Consider the following 18,576-nt stretch of genomic DNA (forward strand, 5'->3'; position numbering starts at 1 on the left):
TACCGTCACACTCCGCAGCGTCACCACGTACCCAGCCCCGGTAAGCGACTCCGGGGAGGCCCCAGCGTCGACCGGAGAGAAGAGCGAAGTTGTCCCCGACCAGCGAGACCGCGAAGGGCGGCCGCCGACTCGTCATCGTCGAGTCGCCTGCCAAGGCGAAGACGATCAAGGGCTATCTCGGCCCCGGCTACATCGTCGAGGCGAGCGTCGGGCACATCCGCGACCTTCCCAACGGCGCCGCCGAGGTGCCCGAGAAGTACACCGGTGAGGTCCGCCGCCTCGGTGTGGACGTCGAACACGACTTCGCGCCGATCTATGTGGTCAATGCCGACAAGAAGGCGCAGGTCAAGAAGCTCAAGGACCTTCTGAAGGAGTCCGACGAGCTCTTCCTCGCCACCGATGAGGACCGCGAGGGCGAGGCCATCGCCTGGCACCTCCAGGAGGTGCTCAAGCCCAAGGTCCCGGTCAAGCGGATGGTCTTCCACGAGATCACCAAGGCCGCGATCCAGGCCGCCGTGGCCAACCCGCGCCAGCTCAACCAGAAGCTCGTCGACGCCCAGGAGACCCGCCGCATCCTCGACCGCCTCTACGGCTACGAGGTCTCGCCGGTCCTGTGGAAGAAGGTCATGCCGCGGCTGTCCGCGGGCCGTGTCCAGTCCGTCGCCACCCGACTCGTGGTGGAGCGGGAACGCGAGCGCATCGCCTTTCGTTCGGCTGAGTACTGGGACCTGACGGGCACCTTCGCGACCGGCCGCGCCGGAGACTCGTCGGACCCGTCGTCGCTGGTCGCGCGCCTGCAGACCGTCGACGGCAGGCGGGTCGCGCAGGGCCGCGACTTCGACTCCCTGGGACAACTGAAGAGCGCGAACACCCTCCACCTCGACGAGGCGAACGCCCGCGCCCTGGCCGCCGCCCTGGAGCAGACGCGGTTCGCCGTCCGCTCGGTCGAGTCCAAGCCGTACCGCCGCTCGCCGTACGCCCCGTTCCGTACGACGACGATGCAGCAGGAGGCCAGCCGCAAGCTCGGCTTCGGTGCGAAGGCCACGATGCAGGTCGCGCAGAAGCTGTACGAGAACGGCTACATCACCTATATGCGTACGGACTCCACGACCCTGAGCGACACGGCGGTCGCCGCCGCCCGCGCCCAGGTCACGCAGCTGTACGGCGCCGACTACCTGCCGCCGCAGCCGAGGACGTACGCCGGGAAGGTCAAGAACGCGCAGGAGGCCCACGAGGCGATCCGCCCCTCGGGTGATCGTTTCCGCACTCCCGCCGAGACCGGACTGACCGGTGACCAGTTCAAGCTGTACGAGCTGATCTGGAAGCGGACCGTCGCCTCCCAGATGAAGGACGCGACCGGCAACAGCGTCACGGTGAAGATCGGCGGCACGGCGGCCGACGGCCGCGACGTCGAGTTCAGCGCGTCCGGCAAGACGATCACCTTCCACGGCTTCCTGAAGGCCTACGTGGAGGGCGCCGACGACCCGAACGCGGAGCTCGACGACCGCGAGCGCCGGCTGCCGCAGGTCTCCGAGGGCGACGCCCTGAGCGCCCAGGAGATCACGGTCGACGGGCACGCCACCAAGCCCCCGGCCCGCTACACCGAGGCCTCCCTGGTCAAGGAGCTGGAAGAGCGCGAGATCGGCCGCCCCTCGACGTACGCGTCGATCATCGGCACGATCCTGGACCGCGGCTACGTCTTCAAGAAGGGCACGGCCCTCGTGCCGTCCTTCCTGTCCTTCGCCGTGGTCAACCTCCTGGAGAAGCACTTCGGGCGGCTCGTCGACTACGACTTCACCGCCAAGATGGAGGACGACCTCGACCGCATCGCCCGCGGTGAGGCGCAGTCCGTGCCGTGGCTGAAGCGGTTCTACTTCGGCGAGGGCACCGCCAGTGGTGGCGCGGCCGACGCCGGCAACGGCGACGGGGACCACCTCGGCGGCCTCAAGGAGCTGGTGACGGACCTGGGCGCGATCGACGCGCGCGAGGTGTCGTCGTTCCCCGTGGGCAACGACATCGTGCTGCGGGTCGGCCGCTACGGGCCGTACATCGAGCGCGGCGAGAAGGACACCGAGCAGCACCAGCGCGCCGACATCCCCGACGACCTGGCGCCCGACGAGCTGACCGTCGACCTCGCGGAGGAGCTGCTCGCCAAGCCGAGCGGCGACTACGAGCTGGGCACGGACCCGGCCACCGGCCACACGATCGTCGCCAAGGACGGCCGCTACGGCCCGTATGTGACGGAGATCCTCCCCGAGGGCACCCCGAAGACGGGCAAGAACGCGGTCAAGCCGCGCACGGCGTCCCTGTTCAAGACGATGTCCCTGGACACGGTGACCCTCGACGAGGCCCTCAAGCTGATGTCGCTTCCGCGTGTCGTCGGCGCCGACGCCGAGGGCCAGGAGATCACCGCGCAGAACGGCCGCTACGGCCCGTACCTGAAGAAGGGCACGGACTCGCGTTCGCTCCAGGCCGAGGAGCAGCTCTTCACGATCACGCTGGAGGAGGCGCTGGCGATCTACGCCCAGCCCAAGCAGCGTGGCCGGGCCGCGGCCAAGCCGCCGCTGAAGGAGCTGGGCACCGACCCGGTGAGCGAGAAGCCGGTCGTGGTCAAGGACGGCCGCTTCGGCCCGTACGTCACCGACGGGGAGACCAACGCGACCCTGCGCTCCGGCGACAGCGTCGAGGAGATCACCCCGGAGCGCGGTTTCGAGCTGCTCGCCGAGAAGCGCGCCAAGGGGCCGGCGAAGAAGACCGCGAAGAAGGCGGCCAAGAAGGCGCCGGCGAAGAAGACGACGACGGCGAAGAAGACCGCGGCGAAGAAGACCACGACCGCGAAGAAGACGACGGCGAAGAAGACCACCGCGAAGAAGACGGCCGCCAAGACGGCGACCGCCGCCAACTCCGCGGAGGACTGAGCGACGGATTCGTCCCAGGTTCCGCGGAGGGCTGAGCGACGGATTCGTCCCAGGTTCCGCGGAGGGCTGAGCGACGGATTCGTCCCAGGTTCCGCGGAGGGCTGAGCGACGGATTCGTCCCAGGTTCCGCGGAGGGCTGAGCGACGGATTCGCCCCAAGTCCGCGAAGGACTGAGGCCGTTCGAGCCCTGTCCGGAAACCGGACCGCCGCGTCCGGTTATTCGCCCAGGGTTCGGAATGCGAACGCCCCGGCAACACTTCGGTGTCGGGGCGTGCGCATGCCAGCCCGCGCCCTCCGGGGTGTCGGTGGCTCCCGATAGGCTGAACGCATGACGCGAGCCGACCACCCAACGGCCCCTCAGCCCGCCCCCGACGACGCCCTGGTCGCGGACTCCCGCGAGCGTGCCGTCCGCGCCCTGCTGCGACGACCGCAGCTGAAGCGGTTGTGGAGCGCACAGCTCGTGGGCGGCGTGGGGGACACCCTCGCCCTTCTCGTGCTGGTCCTCCTGGCACTCCAGGCGTCCGTCGCCGAAGGATCGTTCGGGGGCGGCTACCGGGGCGCGGCGTTCGCAGTGGCGACCGTTCTCGGGGTGCGCATCCTCGCGACCCTCCTGTTCGGCGCCGTTCTGCTCGGCCCGCTCACCGCCCTCACCTCGCAGGACGGTCCGCTCGACCGCCGCTGGACCATGGTGGGCGCCGACGGGCTGCGCGCGGCACTGCTCATCGTCGCCCCCCTGTGGATCGACTGGACGCCCGACAACGCACTGCCCCTCCTCCTCGTCACGGCGTTCGTGACGGGAGTCGCCGAGCGGTTCTGGACGGTGTGCCGCGAGAGCGCGGCCCCCGCGCTGCTCCCCGCCCCGCCGCCGGAGGGGGCGACGGTCCGGCCGCTGCCCGACCACATGGACGCCCTGCGCCGCCTGTCGCTGCGCACCGGCTTCGCGGCGATCCCCCTGGCGGCCGTCGTGCTGGTCGTCGCGGCCCTGTTCAACAACCTGCTGGGCGCCGGCATCGACTGGTTCGGCCAGCACCAGGCAGCCCTCGCCTCCTACGTGGCCGCCGGGCTGTTCGCCGCGTCCCTGTCCGTGCTGACCTTCCTGGAACTGCCCGGCACGCGCACCCCGCGCGCGCGGTCGCCGCTGGAGGGACTGCGCCGCCCGAAGACCACCACCGGCGCCGACAAGGGCCGCACCGGCGCGATGCCGCTGCTGGTCCTGTCCTGCGCGGCCGTCGCGGCGGCGGTGGCGGCCGCCGTCGCCGTGGCCGTGCTGCACGCCAAGGACCTGGGCGGCGGCCCGGTGCTCTACGGCCTGTTCGTGGCCGCGCTGACCGGCGGCGTGGTCGTCGGCATCCGTACCGCGCCCGCCCTCGTGCCCGCCTTGTCGCGCCGCCGGCTGCTCGCGTTGACGATCGCCTTCACCGGTGTCGCCCTGCTGGCCGCCGGGCTGGTCCCGGACGTCACGACCGTGCTGCTGATCCTCGCGCTGGCCGGCATCGGCGCGGGCCTGTCCGCCAACATCGGGCACACCCTGCTCGACCAGGAGACCGAGGAGAACCGGCGCGCCCGCACGACGGAGCACCTGCACGCGGTCGTGCGGGTCTGTGTCGCGCTCGGCGCGGTGATCGCCCCGCTGGTGGCGGCGGCGATCGGACCGCACCGGCTGGAGAGCGGCAAGTTCGTCTTCGCGCACGGCGGCGCGGCCTTCACGCTGATGCTGACCGGCGCCCTGCTGTTGCCCGTCGCCGCGCTGGTGCTGGCCAAGGTCGACGACCGTTCCGGCGTGCCGCTGCGCCAGGACCTGAAGGACGCGCTGCTCGGGGGCGACGACCCGCGGCAGGGGGCCGCCGCCTCCGGCTTCTTCATCGCCCTGGAGGGCGGCGACGGGGCCGGGAAGTCCACCCAGGCCGAGGCGCTCGCCGAGTGGATCCGCGCCAAGGGCCACGAGGTGGTGCTGACGCGCGAGCCGGGGGCCACGCCCGTGGGCAAGCGGCTGCGGTCGATCCTGCTGGACGTGTCGAGCGCGGGCCTGTCGCACCGCGCGGAGGCGCTGCTGTACGCGGCCGACCGGGCCGAGCACATCGACACCGTCGTACGGCCGGCCCTGGAGCGCGGAGCGGTCGTCATCTCCGACCGGTACATCGACTCGTCCGTCGCCTACCAGGGTGCCGGCCGCGACCTGTCGCCGACCGAGATCGCCCGGATCAACCGCTGGGCGACGAACGGACTGGTGCCGCATCTGACCGTGCTGCTGGACGTCGCCCCGGAGACCGCGCGCGAGCGGTTCACCGAGGCACCGGACCGGCTGGAGTCGGAGCCCGCGGAGTTCCACGCGCGCGTGCGGGCCGGTTTCCTGACCCTGGCCGCGGCCGACGCCGGGCGGTACCTGGTGGTGGACGCCGGCCAGGAGCCCGAGGCCGTCACGACCGTCATCCGGCACCGCCTCGACCAGGTGCTGCCGCTCTCCGAGGCCGAGATCAAGGCCCAGGAGGAGGCACGGAAGAAGGCCGAGGAGGAAGCCCGCCGCAAGGCCGAGGAAGAGGCCGCCCGCAAGGCCGAGGAGGAGCGCCTGGAGCGCGAGCGCCAGGAGCAGCTCGCCAAGCTGCGCGCCGAGGAGGAGGAGCGCAAGCGCCGCGAGCTGGAGGAGGCGCAGCGCCGCGAGGCCGAACGGCAGGCGGAGGAGGCCCGGCGCCGGGCGGAGGAAGCGCGCAAGAAGGCCGAGGAGGAGCGGGCCCGGCTCCTCGCGGAGGAGAAGGCCCGCGCCGAGGAGGAGGCCCGCCGCAAGGCGGAGGAGGAGCGGCGCCGCAAGCAGGCCGAGGAGGAGGCGCGACTGCGTGCCGAGGCCGAGGCGCTCCGCCTGGAGAAGCAGCGCAAGGCCGAGGCGGCGCTGCTGCGGGCCGAGGAGGCCCGGCGGCTCGCGGAGGCGGCTGCCGCGGCGGCCGAGGCCGGCCCGAAGAGCCCCCCTGCGAAGAAGGGTGCCGCGGGCTCGGCGCCCGCTCAGGACGCGGCGACCGTGCCCACGCCGGTGGTGACACCGGGCGGTGCGGCCGACGACACGACCGTGCTGCGCCCTGTACGGGACGAAGAGCGGCGTGCGGACCGGGGCCGTGCCTCCGGTGAGTCCGATGCCGAGGTGACGGCCGAGCTGCCGAAGCCGCCGGTTCCGCCGGCGGCCGGGGAGGGGACGGAGGCCCTGCCGCCGTTCTCGCCTCGCGCCGGGGACGAGACCGAGGTGCTGCCGCGGGTGCGCGAAACCGACTCCTCCGGTGCTGCCGACGAGACGGCGGTGCTGCCTCCGGTCCGGCCGGGTGACGCCGAGGAGACGGCGGTGCTGCCCCCGGTCCGGTCCGAGGACGCCGAGGAGACGGCCGTACTCCCGCCGGTGCGCGGAGACGAACCGGCGGACCGGGTTCCGCCCGGGTACTTCCGGAAGGAGGCCCAGGCCGCCCGGCCCGACGGCACCGAGGACCGTACGCGGGAGATGCCCCAGGTCGACGCCGAGGGGACGCCGCGCCGCCCCCGGTCCGACTGGGCCGAGGAGACGCCGCTGGACGACCTGCCCTCGCTCGCGGACGAGCTGCTCGGACCGCACGACGACGAGCCGGACCAGGGCCGCGGGCGCCGCGGGAGGGGCGGGAGGGGCGGCCGGGGGCGCTGAGACCTCCGGCGGGCCGATGCGGGAGCCCGGGCCCCGGACCGCGAGGCCGGGTGGGGGCGGCGGGCGTTGTCAGTGGTCGCCCCCACAATGGATCTCGCAACGCGGAACGTGACGGAAGGGCGGCGTGACCCATGACCGTGTGGGACGACCTCGTCGGGCAGGAGAGGGTGAGCGACCAGCTGGCCGCTGCCGCCCGGGACGCCGACGCCCTGGTCACCGCGGCCACCACCGGCACCCCGCCGCCCGAGGCGTCGAAGATGACGCACGCGTGGCTGTTCACGGGCCCGCCCGGCGCCGGGCGCAACCAGGCGGCGCGCGCGTTCGCGGCGGCGCTGCAGTGCGTCAGCCCCGACCGGGCACTCGGCGGCTCCCCGGGCTGCGGCTTCTGCGACGGATGCCACACGGCACTGATCGGCACACACGCCGACGTCACCACCGTCGCCGCCGTCGGCACGCAGATCCTCGCCGACGACATGCGCGACACCGTCCGCAAGTCGTTCACGTCGCCGGCGAACGGCCGCTGGCAGATCATCCTCGTCGAGGATGCCGAGCGGCTGAACGAGAAGTCGGCCAACGCCGTCCTCAAGGCCGTGGAGGAACCCGCCCCGCGTACGGTCTGGATGCTGTGCGCCCCCTCCATCGAGGACGTCCTGCCGACCATCCGCTCCCGCTGCCGCCACCTGAACCTGAGCACGCCGAGGGTCGACGCCATCGCCGACATGCTCGTACGCCGCGAGGGCATCGAGCCGGACGTCGCCGCCGCGGCGGCCCGCGCGACCCAGGGCCACGTCGACCGGGCGCGCCGCCTGGCCACCGACCCGGCCGCGCGCGAGCGCCGTGCCGCCGTGCTCAGGCTGCCGCTGCGCGTCGAGGAGATCGGCGGTGCGCTGAGGGCCGCCCAGGAACTCGTCGACGCGGCCGCCGAGGATGCCAAGCAGCTCGCGGAGGAGACGGACGCGAAGGAGACCGAGGAGCTGAAGGCCGCTCTCGGCGCCGCCCAGGGCGGGCGCATGCCGCGCGGCACCGCAGGCGTGATGAAGGACCTGGAGGACAAGCAGAAGCGCCGCAGAACGCGCACGCAGCGTGACAGCCTCGACCTCGCCCTCACCGATCTCACGGCCTTCTACCGCGACGTCCTCGCCCTCCAGCTCGGCTCGCGCGTGGCCATCGCCAACGCGGACGCCGAGGACGCCCTGGAGCGCCTCGCCCGCGGCAGCTCCCCGGAGGCCACGCTCCGCCGTATCGAGGCGATCGCGGCCTGCCGGGACGCCCTCGACCGCAATGTGGCGCCGCTGCTCGCGGTGGAGGCGATGACGATGGCGCTCAGAGCGGGCTGAGGCCGGGCAGGACATCCGGGTCGGGCAGGCGGTTGACGTCGTAACTCGTACGAGGCACGACGTGCGCGCAGAGCACCCATTCCGTCGCCCAGAGTTACGATCGCTGGATGGACACACGGCGTACCTCCCGTTCCGCCTCCGGCGCGGGTCTCCACCGCAGGACACGCAACCGGGCCGAGACCGCCGCCGGTCTCCTCGCCACGGCCGCGCTGCTCGTCTCCGCCTGCTCCTCGGGCAGCGCGACGACCTCCGCCGCCTCCGCGGCGCAGGAGGCGGCCCTGGTCGCGTTGCCGAAGGCCACGCCTGCGGCGCTCTCGTCGTACTACGGGCAGAAGCCGGCCTGGCGCGGCTGCGGTACCCCCGGTTTCGAGTGCGCCACCCTCAAGGCACCGCTCGACTACGCCGAGCCGTCCGCCGGCGACGTCCGGCTCGCCCTCACCCGCAAGAAGGCCACCGGCCCGGGCAAGCGGCTGGGCTCGCTGCTCGTGAACCCGGGCGGGCCGGGCGGCTCGGCGATCGGCTACGTGCAGACGTACGCGGGCATCGGCTACCCGGCGGATGTGCGGGCCCGCTACGACATGGTGGCGGTCGACCCGCGCGGCGTGGCCCGCAGCGAGCCCGTGGAGTGTCTGGACGGGCCGGGGATGGACATGTACACGCGGACGGACACCACGCCCGACGACGCGAAGGAGACGGACGGGCTGGTCGCGGCGTACCGGACGTTCGCCGGGGGCTGCGGTGCGGACGCGCCTCGGCTGCTGCGCCATGTGTCCACCGTGGAGGCCGCCCGGGACATGGACATCGTGCGGGCGGCGCTCGGCGACGAGAAGCTGAACTTCGTCGGGGCCTCGTACGGCACGTTCCTCGGGGCGACGTACGCCGGGCTGTTCCCCGACCGGGCGGGCCGGCTGGTGCTGGACGGCGCCATGGACCCGTCGCTGCCGGCCCGGCGGCTGAACCTCGAACAGACGGCGGGCTTCGAGACGGCGTTCCGGTCGTTCGCGAAGGACTGCGTGCGGCAGACCGACTGCCCGCTGGGCGGCAAGGGCACCTCGCCCGGGCGGGCGGGCGCGAACCTCAGGGCGTTCTTCGAGAAGCTGGACACTCGGCCCGTCCGCACCGGTGACGCCGACGGCCGCAGGCTCACCGAGTCGCTCGCCACGACCGGCGTGATCGCGGCCATGTACGACGAGGGCTCCTGGGAGCAGCTGCGCGAGGCGCTGACATCCGCGATGAAGGAGAACGACGGATCCGGACTCCTCGTGCTGTCCGACGGCTACTACGAGCGGGACGCCGACGGCGCCTACAGCAACCTGATGTTCGCCAACGCGGCGGTGAACTGCCTGGACCTGCCGGCCGCCTTCGACACCCCCGACCAGGTGCGCAGGGCCCTGCCCGAGTTCGAGAAGGCGTCGCCGGTCTTCGGTGAGGGCCTCGCCTGGGCTTCCCTGAACTGCGCCTACTGGCCGGTGCACGCCACGGGTGAGCCGCACCGCATCGAGGCGAAGGGCGCGGCGCCCATCGTCGTGGTCGGCACCACCCGGGACCCGGCGACCCCCTACCGCTGGGCACAGGCCCTGGCCGGCCAGCTCTCCTCGGCGCGCCTGCTCACCTACGAGGGCGACGGCCACACCGCCTACGGCCGCGGCAGCTCCTGCATCGACAGGACGATCAACGCCTACCTCCTGCGCGGCACCCCGCCCACGGACGGAAAGCGCTGCTCATAGCCCTGCTGCCGGCCCCGGAAGGCCTGCCTCCGGGACCGGTACGGAGCACCCTCGGAAACTGTGTAGACTTACCGTCGTTGCTGATCGCACCATAGTGCGGACAGCGCGCCGCCTTAGCTCAGATGGCCAGAGCAACGCACTCGTAATGCGTAGGTCTCGGGTTCGAATCCCGAAGGCGGCTCCACCTGAGGCCAGGTCAGACTCTTCTGACCTGGCCTTTTGTGTTGCCCCTCTGAGGGGCGGCCAGCTTGCGTGACGGCGTCACCACACCGATGACCCAACCGGTCGGCAGTCACGACAGACACCGTTGCGGTATCAAGCCCCCGGAGACACGGGCGTGCGGTAGCGCGGACGGGGCTTTTGTGCGATATACAGTCATTTGGGTGCCCAAGCTTGCCGTCAGGCCTGATTCTCTGGAGTCCTCCCGATGACGTCGATGAGCTGCCTGCCATGAGACCCCACCCGGCGCGGGGGCGGATCACGGCGCTGGACGCCTGCGACATCCGGTTTCCCACGTCGCGTCGGCTCGAAGGGTCGGACGCCATGAATCCCGATCCCGACTATTCGGCGTCCTACGTGATCATCCGCACCGATGCCGGGGACGGGCTGGAGGGGCATGGGTTCTGCTTCACCATCGGCCGGGGCAATGAGGTCGAGGTGGCGGCGATCGACGCGTTGCGCCCGCATGTGGTGGGGCTGCGGCTGGGAGAGGTCCTGTCCGACCTCGGGGGGTTCTGTCGCTCGCTCGTCGGCGACAGCCAGCTGCGCTGGCTGGGGCCGGAGAAGGGCGTGGTGCACATGGCCATCGGGGCCGTGGTGAACGCCGTGTGGGACCTGTACGCGAAGCGGGAGGGGAAGCCGCTGTGGAAGCTGCTGGCCGACCTGTCGCCCGAGCAGGTGGTCGGGTTGATCGACTTCCGCTATCTCGAAGACGCGCTGACCCCCGATGAGGCGCTGGAGATTCTGCGGCGGGCGCGGGGCGGGACGGCGGAGCGGGAGGCGCGGCTGCTCGCTGAGGGGTATCCGGCGTATGCCACGTCTCCTGGCTGGCTCGGTTACCCGGACAGCAAGGTCGCCGGGTTGGCCCGGGAGGCCGTGGACAGCGGGTTCGGGCAGATCAAGCTCAAGGTCGGCGCCGATCCGGAGGACGATGAGCGGCGGTGCCGTACCGCGCGGGGGGCGATCGGCCCCGGGGTGCGGATGGCGCTGGACGCCAATCAGCGCTGGGGGGTCGACGAGGCGGTCGGGTGGATCCGGCGGCTGGCGGAGTTCGACCCGTACTGGATCGAGGAGCCGACCAGCCCGGATGACGTTCTCGGCCTCGCGGCGATCCGCCGGGAGGTGGCGCCGGTGCGGGTGGCGACCGGCGAACATGTGCACAACCGGGTGATGTTCAAGCAGCTGCTCCAGGCGGAGGCGCTCGACTTTCTGCAGGTGGACGCCTGCCGGGTCGGGGGAGTCAACGAGAACCTGGCGATCCTTCTGCTCGCGGCCAAGTTCGGGATCCCGGTGTGCCCGCACGCGGGCGGGGTGGGCCTGTGCGAACTCGTGCAGCACCTGGCGATGTTCGACTGTCTGGCGGTCTCCGGCACCCTCCAGGGCCGGGTCATCGAGTATGTGGATCATCTGCACGAGCACTTCCTCGACCCGGTCGTGATCGTCCGCGGGCGGTACGCGGCCCCGACCGCCCCCGGCTTCAGCTCGGCGATGCGGCCCGAGTCGCTCGCCGCGTACGCGTTCCCCGACGGCGCCGCCTGGCAGGCCTCGTACGACGTGCCTGCGGCCGAGGGCCCACCGGCATGAACCCCGGCGAGGAGTTCCAGGGACTGGCCGCGGTCATCACCGGCGGGGCGTCCGGGATCGGCCTGGCCACCGCCGAGACCCTGGCCGCGAGGGGGTGCCGGGTGGCGGTGCTCGACCGGAGTCCCGGGCCCGTTCCCGCACGGCTGCACCCGGTACAGGCCGATGTCGGGGACGCCGTCTCGGTGGCCGACGCCGTGAGCCGGGTGGCGGACTTGTTCGGGGGCCTGGATGTGCTGGTCAACAACGCCGGCATCGGCGCGCTGGGCACCGTCGAGGACAACGCGGACGAGGAATGGCACCACGTGCTGAACATCAATGTGCTCGGCATCGTCCGCACCAGCCGGGCGGCACTGCCTCATCTGCGCCGGTCTCCCAGCGCGTCCATCGTCAACACCTGCTCGGTCGCGGCGCTGGCCGGGCTGCCGCAGCGGGCGCTGTACGCGGCCAGCAAGGGCGCGGTGCTCGCGCTGACCCTGGCGATGGCCGCCGACCTCACCGGCGAGGGCATCAGGGTCAACTGCGTCAACCCAGGAACCGTGGACACCCCCTGGGTGCGTCGGCTGCTCGAACACTCCGACGACCCGGAGGCCGAACGCGCCGCTCTCGTCGCCCGTCAGCCCACCGGCCGCCTGGTCACCGCCCAGCAGGTCGCGGACGCCATCGCGTATCTCGCCGGGCCGCTGGCCGGTGCCACCACCGGGACGGCACTCGCCGTGGACGGAGGGATGCAGGGCATCCGCCCGCTTCCGGATTCCTTCCACTGACATGACCGACCACTGACCACGTACCGGAGCCGAGCACCATGAAGCGACGCATCGCCGCTGTCGGAACAGCCCTCGCTCTCGGCTGCGGGCCGGCCGTCACCGCCTGCGGTGGGGGCACGAGCAGCACCACCGAGACCGCTTCGGGCAAGGTCGGGGTGGTGCTGCCGCTGCTCACCTCACCGTTCTGGGAGTCCTACGACTCCTACGTCCCCGAGCAGGCCGCCGCCCAGGACGTCCGCGTGCTTCAGACGGTGAACTCCGACTCCGATCCGAGCAAACAGATCACCGACATCCAGAATCTGCTCGCCCAGAACGTGAAGGGCCTGGTCGTCTCGCCGCTGGACTCCGCGGCGATCGTCGCCGGGCTGAATGCCGCGCAGCGCAAGGGCGTGCCGGTGGTGGCCGTCGACGTGGCGCCGGACAAGGGCAAGGTCGCGATGGTGGTCAGGGCCGACAACCGTGCCTTTGGGGAGAAGGCCTGTCGGCAGATCGGCGACGCGGTGAGGACGGGCAAGGTCGTACAGATTCAGGGCGATTTGGCGTCGGTCAACGGGCGGGACCGGTCCGAGGCGTTCAGCGCGTGCATCAAGAAGAACTATCCCGGCATCAGGGTGCTGGACATTCCCGCCGCCTGGAAGGCGGAAAGGGCGGCGGCCGGTCTGGAGGCGCTGTACACCGCAAACCCCGATATCAAGGGCATCTACCTGCAGTCCGGCGGCGTGTACCTGGCCCCCGCGTTGAGCACGCTGCGGCGGCACAACGCGCTGGTGGCGGCGGGTAGTCCCCGGCACATCGTGATGGTCTCCAACGACGGCATCCCGCAAGAGCTGGATGCGATCCGCAAGGGCCTGATCGACGCGACCGTCTCCCAGCCGGCCGACCAGTACGCCAAGTACGGCATCTACTACATCAAGCGGGCGATGGAGGGCCAGACCTTCCGCCCCGGCCCGACCGACCACGACAGCACCATCGTCCGGCTGCCCAGCGGGATCCTGGAGGACCAGCTCCCGGCACCGCTGGTGACCGAGGACAATGTCGACGACGCGTCGCTGTGGGGCAACCGGATCGGCAAGAGCTCCTGATCACCCGGAAGACGGTCTCCCCGGGCCCCCAGGAAGCGAGAGCGCGATGAACCAGACGCCACTGACCCGCCCCCGCGCCGATGGCGACGGCCGCCGCGTGGTGGCCGAGGCCCGCGGGATCCGGAAGCGCTACGGGCCCACCGTGGCCCTGGACGACGTGCGGATCGCCGTCCGGGCCGGTGAGTCGCACGCCCTGGTCGGCCGTAACGGGGCCGGCAAGTCGACCCTGGTGGCGATCCTGACCGGACTGCAGCGGCCGGACCGCGGCGTTGTCCTGTTCGACGGCGAACCCGCGCCCGGCCTGGCGGACCGTGAGGCGTGGCAGCGGCGGGTCGCCTGCGTCTACCAGCAGTCAACGATCATCCCTGATCTCACGGTCGCCGAGAACCTGTACGTCAACCGGCAACCCACGGTTCGCGGCCGGGTGATCAGCTGGCGGCGGATGCGCGCGGCGGCCCGCGAGCTGCTGGACCAATGGGGTGTGGAGGTCGACGAGAACGTGCCTGCCGGCGGGCTGACCGTCGAGGACGCCAAGATGGTGGAGATCGCACGGTCGATCTCGCGCGGAACCCGGTTCATCATTCTGGACGAGCCGACCGCCCAGCTGGACAGCCGGGCCATCGACCGGCTGTTCACCCATGTTCGGCGGCTGCAACGGGTCGGGATCACCTTTCTCTACATCTCCCACCATCTGGAGGAGGTCTACGCCGTCTGCCAGGCCGTCACCGTCTTGCGGGACGCCCACTGGATCACCACGGCGCCCGTGGGCGAGCTGGGCAGGAGCGAACTCGTCCAGGCGATGACCGGAGAGCGGAGCGCGGGTGCGGTCCCCGGCTTCGGCGCGATCCGGTCGCGGCCGGCGGACGACGCGCCCGCGGCCGTACGGGTGGACCGGCTGAGCGGCGCGCATTTCACAGAAGTCAGCTTCGCCGTCCGGTCCGGGGAGACGGTGGGGCTGACCGGGCTCGCGGGCTCGGGGAGCCGTCAGGTCGCCGAGGCGGTGGCCGGGCTGTACCGGCCCGACAGCGGACGGATCGAGGTTCTCGGCCGTCCGACGCGGCCGGGCAGCGTGGCCTCGGCGCTCGCGGCGGGCGTGGGCTGTGTGCCGCGCGACCGGCACCATGAAGGGCTGGTACCGGAACTTTCGGTGGCCGAGAACGCCTCCATGACCATCATGGACCGGCTGGGGCGACTGGGTGTGATCTCGCGCCGGGCCAGGGACGCCTTCGCCCAGCGGACGATCACCGGTCTCGACATCACGACGGACGGCCCGGCCCAGCCGGTCAAGGACTTGTCGGGCGGCAATCAGCAGAAGGTCGTCATGGGCCGGGCGCTGGCCAACGACCCGGGGGTACTGGTGCTCATCAACCCGACGGCGGGTGTCGACGTGAAGTCCAAGCGGGCGCTGTTGGCGGTCGTCGACCGGGCCAGGGCCGCGGGACGTGCGGCGATCGTCGTCTCGGACGAGCTGGCGGACCTGCGGACCTGCGACCGCGTCCTGGTGATGTTCAACGGCTCTCTCGCCGCCGAGTACACCGGCGGCTGGACCGACGAAGAACTGGTGGCCTCGATCGAAGGGGTCAGCGGCGGCCATGAATGACACCGCGCCGAACGGCCCGACGCCCGGTGGCGGGCCGGACCTGGCGGTCCGCCGCCCCGTCCGCGCGATCGCCCTGGGCCGGATCCGCGACCTGGCGCTGCTGCCCGCGGTGCTTCTGCTGCTGGTCATCGGTGCGGTCAGCAACGAGAGCTTCCTCGAGCGGGACAACCTGCTGAATGTGCTCAGCGCATCTTCGGCGCTCGGACTGCTGGTGCTCGCCGAGGCGGTGATCCTGATCAGCGGCAAGATCGACCTCTCGCTGGAGTCGATCGCGGGGCTCGCCCCGGCCCTCGGCTTCATGGCCGTGATCCCGGCCGCCTCGGCGGGATTCGGCAGCGAGTTGCCCGCCTGGTTCGGCCTGCTGATCATTCCGCTCGCCGGAGCGCTGATCGGGGTCGTGAACGGTCTGCTGATCGTCAAGCTCCAGCTCAACGGCTTCATCGTGACCCTGGCGATGAACATCGTGCTGCGCGGAGTCCTGGTCGGCCTGGTGTCCGGCAAGACCTTGTTCGATGCCCCGGCCGCGTTCTTCTCCCTGGGGTCCGACAACTGGCTCGGCGTCCCCGTCTCCGTATGGGTGACCGGCGCCTGTTTCGCTGTCGCCGGGTGGGCGCTGCACTACCACCGGCTGGGGCGCGCGGTGTACGCGGTGGGCGGCAACGCCCCGGCGGCGCGGGCGGCGGGCATCCGGGCCGACCGGGTGGCCTGGGGGGTTCTGGTCATCGGCGGGACGCTGGCCGCGCTGGCGGGTCTGGTGATCGCCGGACGGGTCGGGGCGATCAACGCCAATCAGGGACAGGACCTGATCTTCACCGTGTTCGCGGCCGCTGTCATCGGCGGCATCAGCTTGAACGGCGGCAAGGGATCCCTGGCCGGGGCGTTGCTCGGGGTCCTGCTGCTGGGCATGCTGGAGAACCTGCTCACCTTGGCGCAGGTGTCGTCCTTCTGGATCCAGGCCATCTACGGCGCGATCATCCTGGTGGCGCTGATGATCGCCCGGCTCACCACCGGCGAGGGCCAGGAGTAGCGCACGGCCCAGAAGCGGCCCGAAGGGCGCAACGCCATGTGATACGCCCTAGAATGGCGCATATGCCATCCGCCAGTTAGGACGGCTGCCATGGTGTTCCACGCGGAGGTAACACCGAACGGAACGCATGGACCGTTCGAGACGGCGAACGTAGCTGCTGCGGTGATCGACGCGGAGGGCAAGGTCATCGGCTGGACAGGGGCCGCTGAGCGGCTCCTGGGATACGGCGCGGCGGAGATCCTCGACCGCTCCGCCGCAACGCTGCTGGCGCAGTCCGAAGACGCCTCACGGGCGGCCGAGGTCGCCGAGGAGTGCGGGACCCGGGAGAGCTGGGGCGGCCTGGTGGGCGCCCGGCACCGTGACGGCCGGCGTCTCGAGGTCGGGCTGCGGGTGACCGCGATGTCCGACACCGACGACCGCAAGGCCTGGCTCGTGTCGGCGATCGATGTGTCGAAGGCCCCGACCTGGGCGGTCAGCGGGGAGGTGCTGGAGGGTTTCCTCACCCGCTCACCGCTCGGCATGGCCGTGCTGAGCCCCGACCTGCGGTACGTGTGGTTGAACGACACCCTGGAGCGCTACGGCGGCGTGCCGCGCGATGAGCGGCTCGGGCGCCGGATGTCGGACTCGTTGCCGGGCCTGAACACCGAGGCGCTCGAAGCGCAGATGCGGCGGGTGCTGGAGACCGGCGAGCCGGTCGTCGACTACGAGTACCGGGGCTGGACCTGGGCAGATCCGCACCAGGAACACGCCTACTCCACCTCGTTCTTCCGGCTCGACGCCCCGGACGGCAGCCCGCTGGGCGTGTGCTACATGGGCATGGACGTCACCGACAGATGGCGGGCCCGGGAGCGCCTGGCCCTGCTCAGCGAGGCCAGCGCCTGTATCGGGGGCACGCTGAATGTGATGCAGACCGCCCAGGAGCTGGCCGACTTCTCGGTGCCGAGGCTCGCCGACTTCGTGACCGTCGATCTGCTGGAAGCGGTGCTGCACGGCGACGAACCCGGTTCGGGGCCGGCTGACAGCACGTACGTGGTGCGGCGTGCCGGGCAGCAGTCGATCCACGAGGGCTGCCCGGAGTCGGTGATCGCCACCGGCAACTCGATCGACGCGCCCAGGTCCTCGCCGTACTTCGAGAGCATGGTCAACGGCAGCCCGGTGCTGGAACCGTTCCTGGACCCGGCCACCGCCCCGTGGGTCGCGCAGGACCCTGCGCGGGCCAGGAGCATCGCGGAGTTCGGGATGCACTCGGTGATGTGGGTGCCGCTGTCCGCGCGCGGCGCCGTGCTGGGAGTGGCCACCTTCTTCCGGACGGAGCATCCGCAGCCGTTCGAGGAGGACGACCTGCTGCTCGCCGAAGAGCTGGTCAGCCGGGCCGCGGTGTGGGTGGAGAACGCCCGCCGTTACACCCGTGAGCACGCTGCGGCGCTGGCCCTGCAGCGCAGTCTGCTCCCGCGGGGGCTGAACGGCGGGACCGCCATGGAGGTGGCCTCGCGCTATCTGCCGGCCGGTGCCCGGGAAGGGGTGAGCGGCGACTGGTTCGATGTGATCCAGCTCTCCGGCGCCCGGGTCGCCCTGGTCGTCGGTGACGTCGTCGGGCACGGCCTCAACGCCGCGGCGACCATGGGCAGGCTGCGTACCGCCGTACAGACGCTCGCCGACATGGACCTGCCGCCCGATGAGCTGCTGGCCCACCTGGACGACCTGGTGATCCGCCTGACGGAGGAGAAGGGCGGCGACGACGAGCCCATCGCCACCGCGGTGCTGGGCGCCACCTGCCTCTATGCCGTCTACGACCCGGTCACCCAGCTGTGCACCATGGCCCGGGCCGGACATCCGCCGCCCGCCGTGGTCACCCCCGGCGGCAAGGTCGTCTTCCCGGACCTTCCGGCGGGTCCTCCGCTGGGTCTCGGCTCGTTGCCCTTCGAGTCCGCCGAGATATCCCTCCCCGAGGGAAGCCTGATCGCCCTCTACACCGATGGCCTCATCGAGACCAGTGACCAGGACATCGACGTCGGGCTGTCCCGCCTCAGCCATGTGCTCGCGCAGTCCGGCCTGCCGCCGGAGGCGCTGTGCTCGGCGGTCGTGAACAATCTGCTGACCGGCCCGCAGACCGACGATGTCGCCCTGCTCCTGGCCCGGCCGCATGCGCTGGGTGCCGACCGGGTCGCCTCGTGGGACCTGCCGACGGATCCGGCGATCGTCGCGAGCGCCAGGGAGCTGGCTGTCCGCGCGTTGCTCGGATGGCAGCTGGACGACCTGGTGATGACCACGGAACTGGTGGTCAGCGAGTTGGTCACCAACGCCATTCGGCATGGCACCGGACCCGTCAGGCTGCGCATGATCCGGCATGACAAGTTGATCTGCGAGGTGTCCGACGCCAGCAACACCTCCCCCCGGATGGGCCATGCGCGGACCACCGACGAGGGTGGCCGGGGGTTGTTCCTGGTCGCCCAGCTGACCCGCCGTTGGGGTACGCGCTACACCCCGGCCGGAAAGATCATCTGGGCCGAGCAGGACCTCCCGGACGAGTGGGCCACCGGGGCGGGGACTGACGGCCCGGGTACTTGAGAGCCCCTCTCCGGCGGCGTTGTCCACGGTGTGCGCGAGAAGGGATCCGATGCGACCGCGAGGCTCTGAAACCCCGGGCCGGACCTAATCCGGCC

10 protein-coding genes and 1 tRNA gene are annotated in these 18,576 nt (G+C 71.6%); all 11 read left to right on the plus strand.

Features of this window, described 5'->3' with window-relative positions:
* Positions 1-89: 89 nt before the first annotated feature.
* The 11 genes from topA (at position 90) to ACZ7EG_RS13705 (ending at position 18,481) form a co-directional block, all read left to right on the plus strand.
* A complete protein-coding gene (topA, locus tag ACZ7EG_RS13655; RefSeq protein WP_471076734.1) occupies positions 90-2,918 on the plus strand; it encodes a type I DNA topoisomerase in 2,829 nt (942 codons plus the stop codon).
* Positions 2,919-3,246: 328 nt separating this feature from the next.
* A complete protein-coding gene (gene tmk / locus ACZ7EG_RS13660) occupies positions 3,247-6,573 on the plus strand; it encodes a dTMP kinase (protein ID WP_471076737.1) in 3,327 nt (1,108 codons plus the stop codon).
* 131 nt (positions 6,574-6,704) lie between these two features.
* On the plus strand, positions 6,705-7,910 hold the full coding sequence (locus ACZ7EG_RS13665) for a DNA polymerase III subunit delta' (protein WP_471076740.1): 1,206 nt from the start codon (positions 6,705-6,707) through the stop codon (positions 7,908-7,910).
* A gap of 107 nt (positions 7,911-8,017) precedes the next feature.
* On the plus strand, positions 8,018-9,637 hold the full coding sequence (locus ACZ7EG_RS13670) for an alpha/beta hydrolase (RefSeq protein ID WP_471076743.1): 1,620 nt from the start codon (positions 8,018-8,020) through the stop codon (positions 9,635-9,637).
* 107 nt (positions 9,638-9,744) lie between these two features.
* Positions 9,745-9,821: transfer RNA gene (locus ACZ7EG_RS13675), tRNA-Thr, on the plus strand.
* A 266-nt stretch (positions 9,822-10,087) separates the two neighbouring features.
* Complete coding sequence (locus ACZ7EG_RS13680) at positions 10,088-11,440, plus strand: L-fuconate dehydratase (protein ID WP_471076746.1); 1,353 nt, start codon at positions 10,088-10,090, stop codon at positions 11,438-11,440.
* On the plus strand, positions 11,437-12,204 hold the full coding sequence (locus ACZ7EG_RS13685; protein ID WP_471076749.1) for an SDR family NAD(P)-dependent oxidoreductase: 768 nt from the start codon (positions 11,437-11,439) through the stop codon (positions 12,202-12,204). The genes ACZ7EG_RS13680 and ACZ7EG_RS13685 overlap by 4 nt, the downstream gene beginning before the upstream one ends.
* A gap of 38 nt (positions 12,205-12,242) precedes the next feature.
* Positions 12,243-13,286, plus strand: a complete 1,044-nt coding sequence (locus ACZ7EG_RS13690; RefSeq protein WP_471076752.1) for a sugar ABC transporter substrate-binding protein — start codon at positions 12,243-12,245, stop codon at positions 13,284-13,286.
* Positions 13,287-13,332: 46 nt separating this feature from the next.
* Positions 13,333-14,886: a sugar ABC transporter ATP-binding protein gene (locus ACZ7EG_RS13695; protein WP_471076755.1), complete on the plus strand. Its 1,554-nt coding sequence runs from the start codon at positions 13,333-13,335 to the stop codon at positions 14,884-14,886.
* A complete protein-coding gene (locus ACZ7EG_RS13700; protein ID WP_471076758.1) occupies positions 14,879-15,913 on the plus strand; it encodes an ABC transporter permease in 1,035 nt (344 codons plus the stop codon). Before ACZ7EG_RS13695 ends, ACZ7EG_RS13700 begins: the two co-directional genes overlap by 8 nt.
* A gap of 90 nt (positions 15,914-16,003) precedes the next feature.
* Positions 16,004-18,481, plus strand: coding sequence for a SpoIIE family protein phosphatase (locus ACZ7EG_RS13705; RefSeq protein WP_471076761.1), 2,478 nt, complete (start codon positions 16,004-16,006; stop codon positions 18,479-18,481).
* Positions 18,482-18,576 lie beyond the last annotated feature (95 nt).

The organism is Streptomyces sp. NPDC037100, assembly GCF_055606225.1.

Bases quoted from the DNA above. Each gene is read 5' to 3' on its own strand.
- ACZ7EG_RS13700 (WP_471076758.1), top strand. From the start codon at position 14,879: ATGAATGACACCGCGCCGAACGGCCCGACGCCCGGTGGCGGGCCGGAC.
- ACZ7EG_RS13665 (WP_471076740.1), top strand. From the start codon at position 6,705: ATGACCGTGTGGGACGACCTCGTCGGGCAGGAGAGGGTGAGCGACCAG.
- ACZ7EG_RS13690 (WP_471076752.1), top strand. From the start codon at position 12,243: ATGAAGCGACGCATCGCCGCTGTCGGAACAGCCCTCGCTCTCGGCTGC.
- ACZ7EG_RS13670 (WP_471076743.1), top strand. From the start codon at position 8,018: ATGGACACACGGCGTACCTCCCGTTCCGCCTCCGGCGCGGGTCTCCAC.
- ACZ7EG_RS13685 (WP_471076749.1), top strand. From the start codon at position 11,437: ATGAACCCCGGCGAGGAGTTCCAGGGACTGGCCGCGGTCATCACCGGC.
- ACZ7EG_RS13705 (WP_471076761.1), top strand. From the start codon at position 16,004: ATGGTGTTCCACGCGGAGGTAACACCGAACGGAACGCATGGACCGTTC.
- tmk (WP_471076737.1), top strand. From the start codon at position 3,247: ATGACGCGAGCCGACCACCCAACGGCCCCTCAGCCCGCCCCCGACGAC.
- ACZ7EG_RS13695 (WP_471076755.1), top strand. From the start codon at position 13,333: ATGAACCAGACGCCACTGACCCGCCCCCGCGCCGATGGCGACGGCCGC.
- ACZ7EG_RS13680 (WP_471076746.1), top strand. From the start codon at position 10,088: ATGAGACCCCACCCGGCGCGGGGGCGGATCACGGCGCTGGACGCCTGC.